This window comes from Streptococcus sp. HMSC072D05 (assembly GCF_001815805.1).
Lineage (GTDB): Bacteria > Bacillota > Bacilli > Lactobacillales > Streptococcaceae > Streptococcus.
The window spans coordinates 635,111-653,174 of record NZ_KV822038.1; the positions used below are offsets into that span (position 1 = coordinate 635,111).

The window sequence follows — 18,064 nt, forward strand, 5'->3', positions numbered from 1 at the left end:
TACAGTCCGCCGCGTTTAGCCTCTTCGCTATCTCTCCAATGTTTAACGAGAACTATTATATCATGAAATTTTCAATAAAACAAGTATTATTTTGTCAAATTATAGTTTTCAATCAAAATTTCCACAGCTTTTTCAAGTTTTTTATAAAAACTATCGACATTTCCATTCTTTATGATGGCAAATTGGTTATCTAATTCGGCAATTTCTCCAATGACTTTTTTCCCGATCGTCAAAACGTATCCTTCATAGCTGTCTTTTCCAACAGTCACTTTTGCATCTGTTAATTGGATTTCAATTTTCTTATCTTTTTTACTCATACTGTACCTCTTTTCACTTTTTCTATTGTACAAGAAAAAGCTAAAACTAGCAAGAAAAAACTCCATTTCAGCTATTACAACTGCTATGGAGCTCTTCTTTATTTCATATCTTTTAGTCCACTTTGACAATCCATCTCTCTGGTGCTTCCACATCACCAAATTGGATACCAGTCAATTCATCATAGAGTTTACGTGTAACAGGACCTACTTCTGTTTCACTATAGAAAACATGGAAATCATCACCATGTTGGATGCCTCCAATTGGCGAAATAACCGCTGCTGTTCCACAAGCACCTGCCTCTACAAAACGCTCCAAATTATCGATTGGGACATCACCTTCAATCGGAGTCAAGCCCAAGCGATGTTCTGCCAAGTAAAGCAAAGAATACTTGGTAATAGATGGTAAGATAGATGGACTCAATGGCGTAACAAATTCATTGTCTGCCGTGATTCCAAAGAAGTTGGCTGATCCGACTTCTTCAATCTTTGTATGTGTAGATGGGTCTAGGTAGATAACATCTGAAAATTGGCGTGACTTGGCCATCTTACCTGGAAGGAGACTAGCAGCATAGTTTCCACCTACCTTGGCCGCACCTGTACCATTCGGAGCTGCACGGTCGTATTCATCCTGAATCAAGAAGTTGGTTGGAACTAAACCACCTTTAAAATAGTTACCAACCGGCATAGCAAAGATGGTGAAAATATACTCTTCTGCTGGTTTTACCCCAATAATATCCCCAACACCAATCAACAGCGGACGAAGATAAAGAGTTCCACCTGTTCCATATGGTGGGACGTATTCTTCATTTGCACGCACAACTGCTTTACAAGCTTCTACAAACATTTCTGTCGGAACTTGTGGCATCAAAAGACGGTCACAAGTACGTTGCAAACGCTTAGCATTTTCGTCAGGACGGAACAATTGAACACTGTCGTCCTTGGTACGATAGGCTTTCAATCCCTCAAATGCTTGCTGTCCATAGTGGAGACTTGGAGAAGACTCTGAAATATGCAAGGTTGCATCCTCTGTCAATTCTCCTTGATCCCATTGACCATTTTTGTAGTGAGCGATATAACGGTAAGGTAGTTTCATATAAGCAAATCCAAGGTTTTCCCAATCAATTGCAACTGTCATGTGTTTCTCCTTTATACTATTCAAACTATGTGTTCTATTCTACACTTTTCTAGTAAAATTTCAAGTATTATTTGTAATTTTCTGAAAATTTTTTCAACATAAAGAAATCAGCCCTCTGGACTGATTTTTTTATGAATTCGCTTTATCCTCTTTAAAGATTTCTTTGAGGTAAGCATCGAAAACTTCCTCATCTGAAATGGTGTCTGAAATAAAGCTTCCATTGCTAGTACGTTCTGACAAGTTCAAATCTTGCAATTGACTCTCATAGATTGTTCCCTTATTAGATTGGACAAGCAGTGTTTGGTCGTTTTCTTCTACTTCTGTACTAAAGAGATCACCAACGAAGCCTTGCTCAGAAACCGCTCCTGCCAAGAAGACGCGGTGTGGTTTATTTTTTAGCTCACGCAAGACCTGTAGACCTCGTTTGGCACGGCTGGTTTCTGGAATTTCCTCAATAGAAACACGTTTCAAACTTCCACGCTGAGTCAAGAGGTAGAAGGATGAGGTGTTACAGATAAAGCCAGCCTGAAGTGTATCATCTACTTTCAGGTTCATAGCCTTGACACCTGCAGCCTTGGCACCAACAACCGGAACCTCTTCGATGTTGAAACGAAGGGCATAGCCGTTTTGACTAATCAAAAGAACATCATCTAGTTTAATCGGAGCCACTGCTACAATTTGGTCTGTCTCGTCTTTGAGCTTAGCATACTTGACAGACTTCGACTTGTAGGTCCGCCATGGAGAGAATTCTTTGCGTTCTACACGTTTGATTTGACCAAGACGAGTCGCTGCAAAATAAGTTGTCGCATCATCAAACTGATCCACGACTTCTGCATAGAGTATTTCTTCGTTAGTTTCAAAGTTTGTAATGGTCTGGCTCAGATGCTCTCCGATATCCTTCCAACGAATATCTGCCAATTCATGGATTGGTCGATAAATGACATTTCCAAGAGTAGTGAACATCAAGAGGTGCTGGGTTGTCTTGGCAGTTTGTACAAAGATCAAACGATCATCATCACGCTTGCCAATTTCTTCCAGAGTAGATGCCGCAAAGGAACGTGGGCTAGTACGCTTGATATAGCCTGCCTTAGTTACGCTGACATAGGTATCTTCCTCGGCAATCAAACTAGCTGTGTCAATCTCGATTGCTTTCGCAGTATCTTCCAAAGTACTCAAACGTGGTGTCGCAAATTTCTTCTTGACCTCACGAAGTTCTTTCTTCATGAGATTGTACATAGTCCGTTCATCACCGATGATAGCCGCAAGCATGGCAATCTTTTCACGCAATTCTGCTTCTTCTTCCTGCAAGACAACCACGTCTGTATTGGTCAAACGGTAAAGTTGTAAGGTCACGATGGCTTCTGCCTGCTCCTCAGTAAACTCATAGCTGATCTTGAGGTTTTCCTTAGCGTCAGCCTTGTTCTCAGAAGCACGGATAAGGGCAATGACTTCGTCCAAAATCGAAATCACGCGAATCAAACCTTCAACGATATGCAGACGTTTCTCAGCCTTTTCCTTGTCAAAGCGGGAACGTGCTAGAATCACTTCACGACGGTGGGCGATGTAGCTAGATAAGATTGGAATAATCCCAACCTGACGAGGGGTGAAATTGTCAATCGCCACCATGTTAAAGTTGTAGTTGATTTGCAAGTCAGTATATTTGAAGAGATAGTTGAGTACAAGCTCGGTATTCGCGTCTTTTTTAAGTTCAATAGCGATACGAAGACCGTCACGGTCAGACTCATCACGAACCTCGGCAATCCCAGCTACCTTGTTATTGACACGAACATCATCGATTTTCTTGACTAGATTAGCCTTATTGATTTCATAAGGAATCTCAGTGATAACGATTTGTTCCTTACCGCCTTTTAGCTTTTCAATCTCCGTCTTAGAACGAACAACCACGCGCCCCTTCCCAGTTTCATAGGCTTTCTTGATTTCATCACGCCCTTGGATGATAGCTCCTGTAGGGAAGTCTGGCCCAGGCAAGAATTCCATGAGTTTGTCCACCTTGGCTGTTGGGTGGTCAATCATGTAAACCGTCGCATCAATAACCTCAGCCAAATTATGCGGTGGAATGTCTGTAGCATAACCAGCTGAAATCCCAGTCGAACCATTGACCAAGAGGTTTGGAAAGGCTGCTGGCAAAACCGTCGGCTCTTTCTCGGTATCGTCAAAGTTCCAAGCAAAGGGAACTGTCTTCTTTTCGATATCTTGAAGAAGATAACCAGCAATCTCAGACAAACGAGCCTCGGTATAACGCATAGCCGCAGGCGGATCTCCGTCCATAGAACCGTTATTACCGTGCATTTCAACTAGAATCTCACGGTTTTTCCAGTCCTGAGACATACGAACCATGGCATCATAGATGGAAAAATCACCGTGTGGGTGAAAATTCCCCATGATGTTACCGACAGACTTGGCCGACTTACGGTAGCTCTTGTCAAAAGTATTGCCATCTTTATTCATTGAATAAAGAATACGACGCTGAACCGGCTTCAAGCCATCCCGAATGTCTGGCAAAGCCCGGTCTTGAATGATGTACTTGGAGTAGCGACCAAAGCGCTCTCCCATGATGTCCTCCAGGGACATGTTTTGAATGTTAGACATAGGATACTAAGCCCGTAAAATGCAAAGTGAAAATAGGAAATTATTGCAGTGAGCGATGCTCACAAGAGAATCTATCTTTTTCACACAGCATTTAGGGCGTGTTCAACTCCTTTCAAAGAATGTAGAGTGGTTTTTATAGAATAAGGGATAATTTACAGAAATTAGTTCCGTGTTCAGTTACTATATATAACTAAACTATCTTTTCTGTAGTTTAATCTTTTAAATTATATACTTTATTTAGTTAGTGATTTGAAAGTCTCTCCTCAGCATACTGAATCATCTTCTCAGCTACTTCTTTATCGTAGTCAAATCCCATCTTTTGGGCAAGGATTTGAGCTTCTCTGTGGAAAAGTTGCATCGTAGCAAACAATGACTGAGTAAGTTTCTCTACACTTGAAAAATCAAGTAGAGCTGAGAATTCCTTCTCCTTCTCTGCAGGTAAATACTGGAAAAGATACTTGTAGTTCTTGCCGATATCGACCTCTCCCCTATCACTTGCGACCTGCCAAGCAAAGACTTTTAACAACTCTTGTTGACAAATTCCGTAGAGATGATCCGTGGCATAGATGGCTTGCTTGCGACAAATCCCTTTAACCACGTAGGCTGACACCCACCAAAATTCATTGCAGGCTTTTTCAAAATCAATCGCACTAGCTGGGCTTGTCCAGTAACGTTGAGGATTTGGAGAATAGGGCACAAACAAGCCTTTCTCATCTTTCAAAACTGTATAATCAGCTTCACTATCCACCCACTCTTGAATATACTCCGTAGGACAGAGGGTCAAATCAATCCGATTTCCATCTTCAAATAGCATTAGATAAAGTCGACGGTTGCCTAGGACATTATGCTGCTCAATGATACGAGTGCCAAACTGGTCTAACCAAGAAAGGTCACTCGTCAAATTATCTAAGTCGTCCACGACATAGACCACGTCGTAATCCTGAAACTCATCTTTTGGTGCTTTTGGATTTGTCCGTGAACCAGACATGGCGACAGCCTCAACTTGTATAGATTTAGCAGTCTGTGAAATCAACCTCAGCATTTGCTCTTGACTTCTATATTTTCTGCATCTACCTTTAATTAAGTTATTTTTCATAACTATCTAGTTCCTCTTGTTTCTGAAGGACTCGTATTCTTTTCTTCTCAAGTTCCCCTACGATTAATTGGATAGTTGAGCAAATCCCTAAAACAATTAAAATATAATAAGTAGATATTATGTCACTTTTTTGGTAATTTTTTATGATTTCCCAGACAACAAACATATTTACCAATGAAAGGGAAAAAATAAAGATGGCATTGATAAGAAGTATTATAGCAAATGTTCTCCTAAAATGCATATAATGTTTTATACTCCTATAGAGGGTATATAATGAATATGCGATCATTAAAGGTGTGAAGCAACCTACATAATAAAAGATAAACCTTTGTCCAAAGTATGGGTAACCTTTATCTAATAGGCAAAAGCCAATAGTGAAGATGTTCAACATAAATAGGGACACTGCACGAGCGTTTTCTTTTTTCCCCAAGTTAGATATTAAATCACTTATAATTGCAAAAATTACTATGGTTATAACGGGAATAAAATACATAAATTCCCTAATTAAAGTAGATAACGTAAATTCCCTAAACATTACTGACCCCCCTTTAGTTCTATATATTATTTACATAACAAATATGATAGTCATTTTTACTTGAAAGATGCGACTTTCCTGTATGGTAAAAATAATATCCTTCAAATAGTATAAAGCGCCCTCTAAAGAAACATACCTGAATGATATTTTCCGTTAGATTATTCAAGAGGAGATACTTGAGTTCTTACCAGTGTCAACTTTTAAAATTTTAACTGTTCCTAAAATCAGTTCAAGCATTTCCTGGTCAGTTCTCATCTATGTCACCCTCATCTGAAACATGGTTAGTAAAAGGAGCATCTTCTTTCTTTTGTTGTTGTAGTTTTCGAACTCTTTTTCTTTCAAGCATCCAAAGTAGGAATTGAATTCCTGAAAAAAGGCCTTGCAAGAAAATAAGTATATAGATTTCTTTAATCTCTCTAAATAATACAAAAACATTTACAATTGAGAGTAGAAATATAAGTGTAACGTTAGATAATAAGATTCGGGCAAACTTACTAGGAAAATACTTGACGTGCTTGATACTCTTATAAAGACTAGTAATCGCATATGTTATGCACAGAGGCGCATGAGTATATAAAGAAAATACCCGTACAAATACTCCTAAGTAGGGTTCGTCTAAAGACGGGTTGAACACTACAAACATTCCTATATTACAAGCCATAAATACTAGGGAACTTAAGGAGCTTGAATATTCTATTTTCTCTTTATTGGAGATTGCATCAAGAATTATTCCAGCAATAGCAATGATTTCGAGAAAGAAAAATATCATTATTAAAGAACTGTTCACTATTCACTCCCCCTTTGCTTACTGATTTCGTTTGGTGTAATGGAGATAGAGAGGAGGAAGATAGGAAACTAGAATCATCAAAATCATTACCAAGAATGTCAACAGATGGATCTGAACTAAATTTACCACATACCATCCCAGAATACCTACAGATAGGGGACCTAAAATATAGGATAGGAAAATCAAAAAAGCCTTCCACCGTTTCTCCGGATAGACATAACACAATCGAATAAGTGTGTAGATTAAGGCTCCTGCTATCAAAGGAAAACCAAATAAAATCATGACAAAGGATGCCACTAAAGAACCGGATTCTGACGAATCCATATTGAATAAAAGCATCAAGATCATAAACAAGGTAAATACAATCGGTGCATATAAACCTTGGAAACTTTTTTTTCGACTGTTAATGTAGAATGCAAGAATAGCCGAGGGTAAAGAAACTAAGAAAACCAAACCCAAGTAACTACCAAAAATCGAATATCCTGAATCAACCATTATTCATGCCCCTTAAAACACTGTCGCTTCCTCCAGCGTAAACTTAACATTATCCTCAATCCACTTACGGCGTGGTTCGACCTTATCTCCCATGAGGACATTGACGCGACGTTCGGCGCGTGCTAAATCTTCGATTGTGACACGAATGAGAGTTCGAGTTTCTGGATTCATGGTTGTTTCCCAGAGTTGGTCCGCATTCATTTCACCAAGTCCCTTGTAGCGTTGAAGGGTAGCTCCTTTGCCGAATTGCTTGCGGAGTTCTTCTAGCTCTCCGTCCGTCCAAGCATAGGCCACTTCTTCCTTCTTGCCTTTTCCTTTGGACATCTTGTAAAGAGGCGGAAGGGCGATATAGACATGTCCTGCCTCGACTAGCGGACGCATGTAGCGGTAGAAAAAGGTTAAGAGCAAGGTTTGGATATGAGCACCGTCAGTATCCGCATCGGTCATGATAATGATCTTGTCATAGTTGGCATCTTCAAGGGAGAAGTCTGCTCCCACACCCGCACCAATGGTATAAATCATGGTATTGATTTCTTCATTTTTGAGGATATCCGCCATCTTGGCCTTGGCTGTATTGATGACCTTACCACGAAGAGGTAGGATAGCCTGGAACTTACGGTCACGGCCTTGTTTGGCAGAACCACCGGCAGAGTCTCCCTCGACCAGATAGAGTTCATTCTTAGCAGGATTTTTAGACTGGGCTGGGGTTAATTTCCCAGAAAGTAAGCCCTTGTCTTTCTTGTTTTTCTTGCCATTTCGGCTCTCATCACGAGCCTTTCGTGCTGCTTCACGAGCGTCACGAGCCTTGATAGCCTTGCGAATAAGATTGGAAGCAAGTTCTCCATTTTCCATGAGGAAGAAGGTTAACTTATCAGCCACAATCCCGTCTACAACTGGACGAGCTAGTGGACTTCCAAGTTTGTCCTTGGTCTGTCCTTCAAACTGAAGGTGCTCTTCAGGAACCAGAATAGAAAGAACGGCAGCTAGTCCCTCACGATAATCTGAACCTTCTAGGTTTTTATCTTTTTCCTTGAGGAGCCCAGTCTTACGCGCGTAGTCATTCATAACCTTGGTAATGGCTGACTTGAGTCCTGTCTCGTGCGTTCCACCATCTTTAGTACGAACGTTATTGACAAAGGATAGAATGTTATCTGAGAATCCATCATTGTACTGGAGGGCAACTTCCACTTGGAAACCATTGTCTTCGCCTTCAAAGTATAGGACTGGCGTCAAGATTTCCTTGTCTTCATTGAGGTAAGAAACAAAGTCCTGTACCCCGTTCTCATAATGGAATTCGATTGCTTCATCTGTTCGCTTATCTGTCAAAGACAAGGTAACATTTTTTAAAAGAAAGGCTGACTCATTGAGTCGTTCTGAAATGGTATTGTACTTGAAGTCAGTCGTAGAAAAAATCGTCGCGTCAGGCATGAAAGTGACTTTGGTACCTGTCTTAGACTTGGGTGCTGTACCAATTTTTTTCAAGGTTGTAACAGGTTTTCCACCATTTTCAAAACGTTGCTTGTAGACTGTACCGTCACGAGTAATTTCAACTTCTAGCCAACTAGAAAGGGCATTAACGACTGAAGATCCCACTCCGTGGAGACCACCTGATGTCTTATAACCACCTTGACCGAATTTTCCTCCAGCGTGGAGAATGGTAAAGATAACTTCAACAGTTGGAATTCCCATGGCGTGCATCCCGGTTGGCATCCCACGACCATGGTCTTGAACAGTTAGACTGCCGTCCTTATTGATGGTCACATCAATGCGGTCACCAAATCCAGACAAAGCCTCATCGACTGCATTGTCCACAATTTCCCAGACTAGGTGATGGAGACCAGCACCGTCAGTCGATCCAATATACATCCCTGGACGTTTACGGACCGCATCCAACCCTTCTAGCACCTGAATGGCGTCATCATTGTAGTTATTAATATTGATTTCCTTTTTTGACACAAGGAACCTCCTATTTGTTCATCTTTTCTATTTTACAGGTTTTCTAGCGATTTTGCAAAGCTTTTCCCTTTCAGCTGTCACAATTTCACAGGATATTCTCTGACTTTCTATATCATTTCATGGTATAATAGTACTATGATGACATTTGTATTATTAATTTTAGCTTATCTGCTAGGTTCGATTCCGTCTGGTCTTTGGATTGGACAAATCTTCTTTCAAACAAATCTGCGTGAACATGGTTCTGGAAACACCGGAACAACCAATACTTTCCGAATTTTAGGTAAGAAAGCGGGTATGGCAACCTTTGTGATTGACTTCTTTAAAGGAACCTTGGCCACTCTCCTTCCAATCCTTTTCCACCTTCAAGGTGTATCACCTCTTGTATTTGGTCTTTTGGCTGTCATTGGACATACTTTCCCTATCTTTGCAGGATTTAAAGGGGGCAAAGCTGTCGCAACCAGTGCTGGAGTGATTTTCGGATTTGCGCCTGTTTTCTGTCTCTATCTAGCAATCGTATTCTTTGGAAGCCTCTATCTAGGTAGTATGATTTCACTGTCTAGCGTTACCGCTTCTATCGCAGCCGTTATCGGAGTTCTCCTATTTCCACTATTTGGTTTTATCCTAAACAGCTATGACCCTCTCTTCATTTTGATTATCCTAGCACTTGCTAGCTTGATTATCATTCGTCACAAGGATAATATCACACGTATCAAAAATAAAACTGAAAATCTCGTTCCTTGGGGACTAAACTTGACACATCAAAATCCTAAAAAATAAAACGCCAGTTTGAAACTGACGTTTTTTTGTATGCTTATTTTGACTTGATGTAGTTGATACCGTCTGCCTTAGGTGCAACTGCTTTTCCAAAGAAGGCTGCCAAGACAAGAATGGTCAAGACATAAGGCGCGATTTGAAGGTAAACCGCTGGCACTCCTTGCAGGAAAGGTAATTGAGAACCGATAACTGCCAAACTTTGTGAAAGTCCAAAGAAAAGACTAGAAAGCATTGCACCAATTGGGTTCCATTTACCAAAGATCATCGCAGCAAGGGCGATAAATCCAGGACCGACAATAGTTGTCACTGAGAAGTTAACTGAGATTGATTGAGCATAAATCGCTCCCCCAATTCCACCAAGTAAACCTGAAATAACAACCCCAAGATATCTCATTTTGTAGACATTGATCCCCAAGGTATCCGCTGCTTGAGGGTGTTCACCAACAGAGCGAAGGCGAAGACCAAAACGTGTCTTAAAGAGAATAAACCATGCAAAGAATGAGAAGGCAATCGCGATATAACCTAGTAGACTGGTTGACTTGAAGAAGATATCTCCAATCACAGGGATATCAGCCAAAACTGGGAAATCAAAACGTCCAAAAGTCTGGCTTAAGTTATCCGTTTGTCCTTTGTTATAAAGAACTTTAACCAAGAAAACTGCTAGGGCAGGAGCCATCAAGTTCAATACTGTACCACTGACAACATGGTCCGCACGGAAATGAACTGTAGCGACTGCATGGATGAGGGAGAAAATAGCTCCCACGATACCAGCAACTAACAAGGAAATCCAAGGGGTCGCCGCTCCAAGTTGTTCTGCAAATTCAAGGTTAAAGACAACCCCAGAAAAGGCTCCCATAACCATAATTCCTTCAAGACCAACGTTAACGACACCACCACGTTCAGAGAAAACTCCCCCGATACTCGTAAAAATAAGTGGTGCTGAATAAATCAGCATAGAAGAGACCAAGAGGGTGAGTAATGTTGTAATAGACATCCTTACTTACCTCCTTTAACTTGTTTTTTAGGTTTGACAAAGCGTTCGATAATGTAGTGAACGCTGACAAAGAAGATAATAGACGCTGTTACAATGCTGACAAGCTCAGACGGAACTTGTGCTGCATTCATACCCGGTGCTCCTACTTGCAAAACTCCAAATAAGAAGGCTGCAAAGAGAATTCCAATTGGGGAATTTCCAGCAAGCAAACTAACTGCCATCCCGTTAAATCCGATAGCCAATGATGATCCCTGAACGTAAACGTTTTGGAAGGTTCCAAGACCTTCGACAGCTCCACCAAGACCAGCCAAGGCACCAGAGATAATCATTGATAGAATGATTGTACGTTTTGCTGAAATACCAGCGTACTCTGAAGCATGGGGATTAAGACCAACTGCACGAATTTCAAAACCGAGAGTCGTTTTCTTGAGCAAGAACCAAATCACAGCTACAGCAATGATTGCAAAGAAGATTCCGATATTCATACGGGAATTTCCAGTCAACTCTGATAACCATGGTGTCTGGTAAGTAGCATTGGCACTAACACGAATCGTTGAGTCTGTACTTTGCATAATATCTTTAGGAAAGGCATGAATAAAGGCATTTCCCACATACAATACAATGTAGTTCATCATGATGGTCACGATAACCTCTGACGTACCGAGATAAGCTCTGAGGATACCTGGAATCGCACCAACAATTCCACCTGCAATCAAAGCAATGATCACTGTTAATGGAATCAAAACGAGACGAGGCATATCTGGATTTGACAAGGCAAACCAACCACTGAGGATCCAACCCGCAAGAGCCTGACCAGGAAGTCCAACGTTAAAGAAACCTGCTCGACTGGCAACTGCGAAACCAAGACCTATCAAGACAAGAGGACCCATGGCACGGAAAATTTCTCCAATTCCACGGAGGCTACCAAAAGCTGTATAGAACAACTCCTCATAGCCCCAGATAGCATCATATCCGAAGATCCACATGACAATGGCTCCGAGCAAGATTCCTAAGAATACGGAAATCAAGGGAACCGAAATTTGTTGTAATTTTTTAGACATCACTCTTCTCCTTTCCCAAGTTTCCACCTGCCATCAAGACACCAAGTTCTTGTTTGTTAGTTGTTTCTGGCGATACAATACCTTGAATCTTACCATCGTGAATAACAGCAATTCGGTCTGAGACATTTAAAATCTCATCCAATTCAAAGCTGACAACAAGGACAGCCTTACCGTTATCACGCTCTTCAATCAAACGTTTGTGGATATATTCAATGGCACCGACATCCAAACCACGAGTTGGCTGGCTGACGATAAGGAGATCAGGATCACGATCAATCTCACGAGCGATAATCGCTTTTTGTTGATTTCCTCCTGAAAGAGCTGCCGCTGGAACAAATTCGCTTGCCGCACGGACGTCAAATTCTTCCATCAATTTCTTGGCATTTGAAGTGATATTGGCATAGTTCAAGATGCCATTTTTGCTGAGTGGTTCTTTGTAGTAGGTTTGAAGAGCGATATTTTCTGAAATCATCATCTCCAAAATCAAGCCATCACGGTGACGATCCTCAGGAACGTGCCCCACGCTTAGTTCTGTAATTTGTCGAGGATGCATCCCCACGATTGATTTGCCTTTTAATTCAACGCTACCTGACTCAACCTTACGAAGACCAGTAATGGCTTGAATGAGTTCAGATTGACCATTGCCATCAATACCTGCAATACCGACAATTTCACCAGCACGAACATCCAAAGAAAGATTCTTCACAGCTGGTACACCTCGGTTCTCATTGACAACCAAGTCTTTGATAGACAAGACCACTTCTTTTGGTTGCGGTGCTCGTTTTTCCGTTTTAAAGGAGACTGAGCGTCCAACCATCATTTCTGCCAAGTCCGCATTTGTTGCTCCTGCGATTTCAACCGTCTGGATTGATTTCCCACGACGGATAACCGTGACTCGATTCGATACCGCACGAATCTCATCCAGTTTATGGGTAATCAAAATGATAGACTTCCCTTCTTTGACAAGGTTTTTCATGATTGCCATCAACTCATCAATCTCTGAAGGAGTCAATACGGCTGTAGGTTCGTCAAAGATAAGGATATCAGCACCACGATAGAGTGTTTTCAAGATCTCTACACGTTGTTGGGCACCAACGGAAATATCCGCCACCTTAGCAGCTGGATCTACTGCCAAACCATAACGTTCAGAAAGAGCCTTGATTTCTTTAGTAGCACCAGCTATATCTAGAACACCATTTTTAGTGATTTCACTCCCTAAAATGATATTCTCAGCTACTGTAAAAGCCTCAACTAACATGAAATGTTGGTGAACCATCCCAATTCCAAGACCAGCGGCTTTAGATGGTGAGTCTAGTTTTACAACCTGACCATTCACCACAATTTCACCACTCGTTGGTTCAAGAAGTCCTGCTAGCATATTCATCAGAGTGGATTTACCCGCTCCATTTTCTCCTAAAAGTGCATGAATTTCACCTTTTCGCAGTTGCAAGTTGATTTTGTCGTTTGCTACAAATTCACCAAACACCTTGGTAATATCCCGCATCTCAATGACATTTTCGTGTGCCATATGCTCTTCCTTTCAGAGGTTTATTTTATTTCAATAAAACCTGCTAATCACATTAACAAGCTCTATTGAGACAAAAATTGCCTCAATTCTTAAAGAAGCGACCGATGGCCGCTTCCTAAGAAATGACTTTTATCCATTATTTTTCAGGAACTTTTACGCTTCCGTCAAGGATCTTAGCTTTTGCATCTTCAACAGCTTTTTTACCTTCTTCTGAAAGGTTTGTTACTGCTAGCTCAACCCCTTTATCTTTCAATGAGTAAACAATCACTTGTCCACCAGGGAATTCACCTTTTTCTGTTTTGTTAGCAATATCTTTTACAGTTGTACCAACTTGTTTCAATGTAGATACAAGAACAAAGTTAGATTCTTTACCATCTTTAGAAGTGTATTTACCTTCTGCTGCTTGGTCACGGTCTACACCGATAACCCAAACTTTTTCGTCTTCATTTTTGTTTTCGTTCAATGATTTTGCTTCAGCAAAGACACCAGCACCTGTACCACCAGCTGCTTGGTAGACAACGTCTGCACCGGCAGCATATTGAGCTGCTGCAATTGTTTTACCTTTGGCAGCATCACCAAATGAACCAGCGTAGTCAACTTGGACTTTGATAGATGGGTCTACTGACTCAACACCAGCTTTGAATCCAGCTGCAAAACGTGAAATAACTTCAGATTCGATACCACCTACAAAACCAACTTGTTTTGTTTTCGTAGTTTTCGCTGCTGCAACACCAGCAAGGTAAGCTGCTTCATTATCCGCAAATCTTACGCTCGCAACATTCTTTTGACCTTCAATCACATCATCAATCAAGACATAGTTTAGGTCAGAGTGGTCTTTTGCTGCTTCCTCAACTGCATTGTGAAGGGCAAAACCAACACCGAAGATCAGGTTGTAACTTCCAGCCGCTTGTTGCAAGTTGTTAGCATAGTCTGCTTCGCTTGTTGATTGGAAGTAAGTGTAACCTTTATCTTTAGAAAGATTGTGTTCTTTACCCCAGTCTTGCAAACCTTCCCAAGCTGATTGGTTAAATGATTTATCATCAACACCACCAGTATCTGTTACGATTGCTGCTTTGGTCTTCATTTCTGATGAAGATGAAGCTGCGTTACGAGAAGAGCGGTTACCACATGCAGCAAGTCCAACTGCTGCTACTGCAACTAGACCAAGGCCTAGCCATTGTTTCTTGTTCATTACTGAACCTCCTAAATAAGATGTGCAACGATGTTGCAAGTATGGATTGGTTGGCCACAAGGACCGCATCACTCAGAGAGTGACTCAGACTAGTTTAAGTCTGTAAATGAGTATGGAAGTAACTCCCCGACCGTCATCTCGACCGTCGATTTATCTTTAGCGACTAAAGTCACTTTTAGATCTTGTTCAAAAAATTCAACCATGACCTGGCGGCAAGCACCACATGGCGAGATGGGTTTTTCAGTTTGTCCGTAGACAATCAATTCTGAAAACTCCCGTTGCCCCTCCGAAACTGCTTTAAAAATAGCAGTACGTTCTCCACAATTAGTCAAGGGATAACTAGCATTCTCGATATTGACACCCGTATAAATGCTACCATCCTTGGCAACTAAAACAGCTCCGATAGGAAAGTGAGAATAAGGCACATAAGCTTTCTTGCTAGTTTCAATTGCTAGTTCAATCAACTCAGTAGTTGCCATCTGCCAATTCTCCTTTTAAAATCGCAACGCCAGCAGATGTTCCGATACGGGTAGCGCCTGCTTCCACAAAAGCGACAGCATCTGCATATGAACGCGCTCCACCAGCTGCCTTAACTCCCATATCTGGCCCGACTGTTTCACGCATCAACTGAACATCCTCAATAGTGGCACCACCAGTTGAAAATCCAGTTGATGTTTTGACAAAGTCAGCGCCTGCTTTCTGGGATAATTGGCAAGCCACAACCTTTTCATCGTCTGTCAACAAGCAAGCTTCAATAATGACCTTAACCAACTTGTCACCACTTGCTTCTACGACAGCACGGATGTCCGATTCAACCAAATCCAGATTGCCTGATTTGAGGGCACCAACATTGATAACCATATCAATCTCATCCGCACCGTTTTGAACAGCTTCTTTTGTTTCAAAAGCTTTCACAGCTGAAGTTGTTGCTCCCAAAGGAAAACCTACTACTGTACAAACCTTTACATCTGAGCCTTCAAGCCCTGTTTTCGCATGTTTAACCCATGTGGGATTGACACAAACACTGGCAAAGTCATACTCACGCGCTTCAGATAGCAAACAATCAATTTGTTCTTGGCTTGCATCTTGCTTTAAAAGCGTATGATCAATATATTTATTTAACTTCATATTCGGATTCTCCCTGGTTTTATGAGATAATTTCTATAATTTCTCGTAAACTTTGCACTCCATCATTTATTTTAACATATTTTTGAAATTCTGTAACTAGTTCAGAAGAAATTTTTCCATTTGTATAAACTTTTGCAACAATTTCCCCTTTTTGAACGGAGTCTCCAACCTTCTTCTCAAAAACAATCCCTGTTTCATAGTCCAAGTCATCAGACTTGATTGCACGACCAGCTCCTAGTCTCATGGCATAGAGGCCAAATTCCATTGCAGGAAGAGCTGAAATAACACCCGTATCTTGAGCTGGAATTTCCACCACATGGGCAACTTTGACGGGGCGATAAAGATCTTCTAAATCACCGCCTTGTGCTGTTACCATTTCTTCAAACTTAGCCAGTGCTTGGCCATTTTCCAGGTGTTGACGGATTTCCTCGATCGTTTTCTCAACATCAGCCAATCCAAGCATAATCTGAGCTAACTCGCAGATAAAGTGACTAATATCTTCTCGACCTTTTCCTTGAAGAATCTCGATTGCCTCAAGGATTTCGAGACGATTGCCAATTGCTCTTCCCAAGGGTTGGCTCATATCGGTAATAACTGCTACCGTCTTTCGACCAACTGCCTTACCAAGATCCACCATGGTTTGAGCCAATTCGCGTGCCTCATCAACCGTCTTCATAAAGGCACCCTCACCGACCGTTACATCTAGCAAAATGGCATCCGCTCCTGCAGCAATTTTCTTGCTCATCACCGAACTCGCAATCAAAGGAATCGTGTCGACAGTTGCGGTCACATCTCGGAGGGCATAGAGAAGTTTATCTGCTTTAACCAGCTGATCTGACTGCCCAATGACAGATACACCAATGTCCTGTACCTGACGAATGAAATCCTCTTGACTTCGCTCGACTTGGTAGCCCTTAATGGATTCCAATTTATCAATTGTCCCACCAGTATGGCCGAGACCACGACCACTCATTTTAGCAACGGGCACACCGAAACTCGCAACAAGTGGAGCCAAGATTAAGGTCACCTTATCACCTACACCACCAGTCGAATGCTTATCAACTTTAACCCCATCAATAGCTGACAAATCAAACTCCTGACCTGTTTTAACCATATTCATCGTCAGATCAGAAATCTCACGTGTGGTCATTCCTTTAAAATAAACAGCCATAGCAAAAGCAGACATCTGATAGTCTGGAATAGTTCCAGCCACATAGCCTTCTACCAGCCACTTGATTTCATTTGAAGTCAGTTCTTGACCATCTCGTTTCTTTTGGATTAAATCAACTGCTCTCATTCTTTCACACTTCTAAGGATATAGTATCCCTTATCTTTCTTTACGATTTCACAATTTCCGAAAACGTCTTCCATCTTGCTTTTGGCACTCGGAGCACCTTGTTTCTTTTGAATAACAATGGTTAAATCACCTCCGTCTTTCAAGAAATCTCTGCTCTTTTCGATAATCTCATGAACAACTTGTTTACCCGCTCGAATCGGCGGATTAGAAATAACATGGTCAAATTTCCCTTCAACTTGTTCATAGATATTGGATTGGAAAATCGTTGCTTCTACTTTATTACGTTCAGCATTTTGTCGCGCTAGGTCCAAGGCACGATTATTGATATCGACCATGGTCGTCTGAACTCCATAAGCCTTGGCCAATGACAAGCCCAATGGCCCATAACCACACCCCACATCAAGGACCGTCTCTCCTTCATTTACCTCTAGACACTTGAGCAAGAGCTGACTCCCAAAGTCAACCATTTTCTTGCTAAAAACACCCGCATCCGTCAAAAAGGTCATGTTTTCTCCCAACAACTCCACTCTCAACTCATGAATGTCGTGAGCAGCATCAGGATTTTCTGCATAATACATTTTACTCATAAAACTATTTTACCATAATTTGGCTTGAATTGTAAATCGTTTACAAAGTGATGATCAAATGAAAAAGACTGAAGAATCCTAGTCAAAAAACCTTTTCTTCAATCTCTTTCAATTATTAGAAATACATTACAATCTATCGGGAACTACAAATTATCATAGTCAGGAAAAAACAGTTCGTCTGCAATCGGGCGCATTTTTATTACTATTTCTTAACCTTAAAATACTTTATTATCAACAGGATTCCCAATATGATGTTTAGATAAAAACTCAACTGATAAGTTTGTGTCAAGATTTCCAAACTTGTCCAAAGTCGTATCAAATCTTCTAGTGACATACGGAATAGATATCCTTCTGTAGCAATCCACAAAATCAAAAATAGATAACTACCAGCCGCAAGCCATTTCGTCCACCGTTTTTTTAGTATGAAAGCAATCAAGAGCGAACAGATAAAGACAACTGTTACAAGGAGATGATCCATCAAGAAGGTAAAACCGTAATAGGTTTCCACAAAGCGTCTACCATTATCCGCATTCGCTCCCCTTATAAAAGGTAAGGCAAAACTTAAAAAAAAA

At 41.1% G+C, this 18,064-nt stretch carries 16 protein-coding genes; 1 reads left to right on the forward strand and 15 read right to left on the reverse strand.

The window, feature by feature from the left end; all coding sequences use genetic code 11:
* Window positions 1-86 precede the first annotated feature (86 nt).
* The 6 genes from HMPREF3057_RS08915 to parE form a co-directional block, all read right to left on the reverse strand.
* Window positions 87-317, reverse strand: coding sequence for a DUF2969 domain-containing protein (locus tag HMPREF3057_RS08915; protein WP_000037105.1), 231 nt, complete (start codon window positions 315-317; stop codon window positions 87-89).
* Window positions 318-429: 112 nt separating this feature from the next.
* Window positions 430-1,467, reverse strand: coding sequence for a branched-chain amino acid aminotransferase (locus tag HMPREF3057_RS08920; RefSeq protein ID WP_306806726.1), 1,038 nt, complete (start codon window positions 1,465-1,467; stop codon window positions 430-432).
* Window positions 1,468-1,581: 114 nt separating this feature from the next.
* Window positions 1,582-4,062: a DNA topoisomerase IV subunit A gene (parC, locus tag HMPREF3057_RS08925; RefSeq protein WP_083312829.1), complete on the reverse strand. Its 2,481-nt coding sequence runs from the start codon at window positions 4,060-4,062 to the stop codon at window positions 1,582-1,584.
* 241 nt (window positions 4,063-4,303) lie between these two features.
* Window positions 4,304-5,158 (reverse strand): aminoglycoside 6-adenylyltransferase, encoded by an 855-nt coding sequence (locus tag HMPREF3057_RS08930; RefSeq protein WP_070697291.1) that lies wholly within the window; start codon window positions 5,156-5,158, stop codon window positions 4,304-4,306.
* A gap of 779 nt (window positions 5,159-5,937) precedes the next feature.
* Complete coding sequence (locus HMPREF3057_RS08940) at window positions 5,938-6,480, reverse strand: hypothetical protein (protein WP_239822768.1); 543 nt, start codon at window positions 6,478-6,480, stop codon at window positions 5,938-5,940.
* Window positions 6,481-6,987: 507 nt separating this feature from the next.
* The gene (gene parE, locus HMPREF3057_RS08950; protein ID WP_070697295.1) at window positions 6,988-8,931 is read right to left on the reverse strand and encodes a DNA topoisomerase IV subunit B; all 1,944 of its coding nucleotides are present in this window, start codon (window positions 8,929-8,931) and stop codon (window positions 6,988-6,990) included.
* A gap of 135 nt (window positions 8,932-9,066) precedes the next feature.
* Between parE and plsY the strand changes: the two genes are divergently transcribed.
* Window positions 9,067-9,708 (forward strand): glycerol-3-phosphate 1-O-acyltransferase PlsY, encoded by a 642-nt coding sequence (gene plsY / locus HMPREF3057_RS08955; protein WP_049519644.1) that lies wholly within the window; start codon window positions 9,067-9,069, stop codon window positions 9,706-9,708.
* A 34-nt stretch (window positions 9,709-9,742) separates the two neighbouring features.
* Here plsY and HMPREF3057_RS08960 read toward each other — a convergent pair whose 3' ends face one another.
* From HMPREF3057_RS08960 to HMPREF3057_RS09000, 9 genes are all read right to left on the reverse strand, one after another.
* A complete protein-coding gene (locus HMPREF3057_RS08960) occupies window positions 9,743-10,699 on the reverse strand; it encodes an ABC transporter permease (RefSeq protein ID WP_049519642.1) in 957 nt (318 codons plus the stop codon).
* 2 nt (window positions 10,700-10,701) lie between these two features.
* Window positions 10,702-11,760 carry an ABC transporter permease gene (locus tag HMPREF3057_RS08965; RefSeq protein ID WP_000038681.1) on the reverse strand — a complete coding sequence of 353 codons (1,059 nt, stop codon included), beginning with the start codon at window positions 11,758-11,760 and terminating at the stop codon, window positions 10,702-10,704.
* Window positions 11,753-13,288: an ABC transporter ATP-binding protein gene (locus tag HMPREF3057_RS08970; RefSeq protein ID WP_049477644.1), complete on the reverse strand. Its 1,536-nt coding sequence runs from the start codon at window positions 13,286-13,288 to the stop codon at window positions 11,753-11,755. The genes HMPREF3057_RS08965 and HMPREF3057_RS08970 overlap by 8 nt, the downstream gene beginning before the upstream one ends.
* 136 nt (window positions 13,289-13,424) lie before the next feature.
* Entirely contained in the window at window positions 13,425-14,480 is a 1,056-nt protein-coding gene (locus tag HMPREF3057_RS08975; RefSeq protein WP_049477645.1) for a BMP family lipoprotein, read from the reverse strand.
* Between the two features lie 89 nt (window positions 14,481-14,569).
* Window positions 14,570-14,959 carry a cytidine deaminase gene (locus HMPREF3057_RS08980; protein WP_000246096.1) on the reverse strand — a complete coding sequence of 130 codons (390 nt, stop codon included), beginning with the start codon at window positions 14,957-14,959 and terminating at the stop codon, window positions 14,570-14,572.
* Window positions 14,946-15,608, reverse strand: a complete 663-nt coding sequence (gene deoC / locus HMPREF3057_RS08985; RefSeq protein WP_049479694.1) for a deoxyribose-phosphate aldolase — start codon at window positions 15,606-15,608, stop codon at window positions 14,946-14,948. The genes HMPREF3057_RS08980 and deoC overlap by 14 nt, the downstream gene beginning before the upstream one ends.
* Before the next feature lie 19 nt (window positions 15,609-15,627).
* Entirely contained in the window at window positions 15,628-16,905 is a 1,278-nt protein-coding gene (locus HMPREF3057_RS08990) for a pyrimidine-nucleoside phosphorylase (RefSeq protein ID WP_049479693.1), read from the reverse strand.
* Complete coding sequence (locus tag HMPREF3057_RS08995; protein WP_080980686.1) at window positions 16,902-17,492, reverse strand: class I SAM-dependent methyltransferase; 591 nt, start codon at window positions 17,490-17,492, stop codon at window positions 16,902-16,904. Before HMPREF3057_RS08995 ends, HMPREF3057_RS08990 begins: the two co-directional genes overlap by 4 nt.
* A gap of 202 nt (window positions 17,493-17,694) precedes the next feature.
* The coding region (locus HMPREF3057_RS09000) for a hypothetical protein (RefSeq protein WP_070697297.1) at window positions 17,695-18,064 on the reverse strand (370 nt) is incomplete at its 5' end.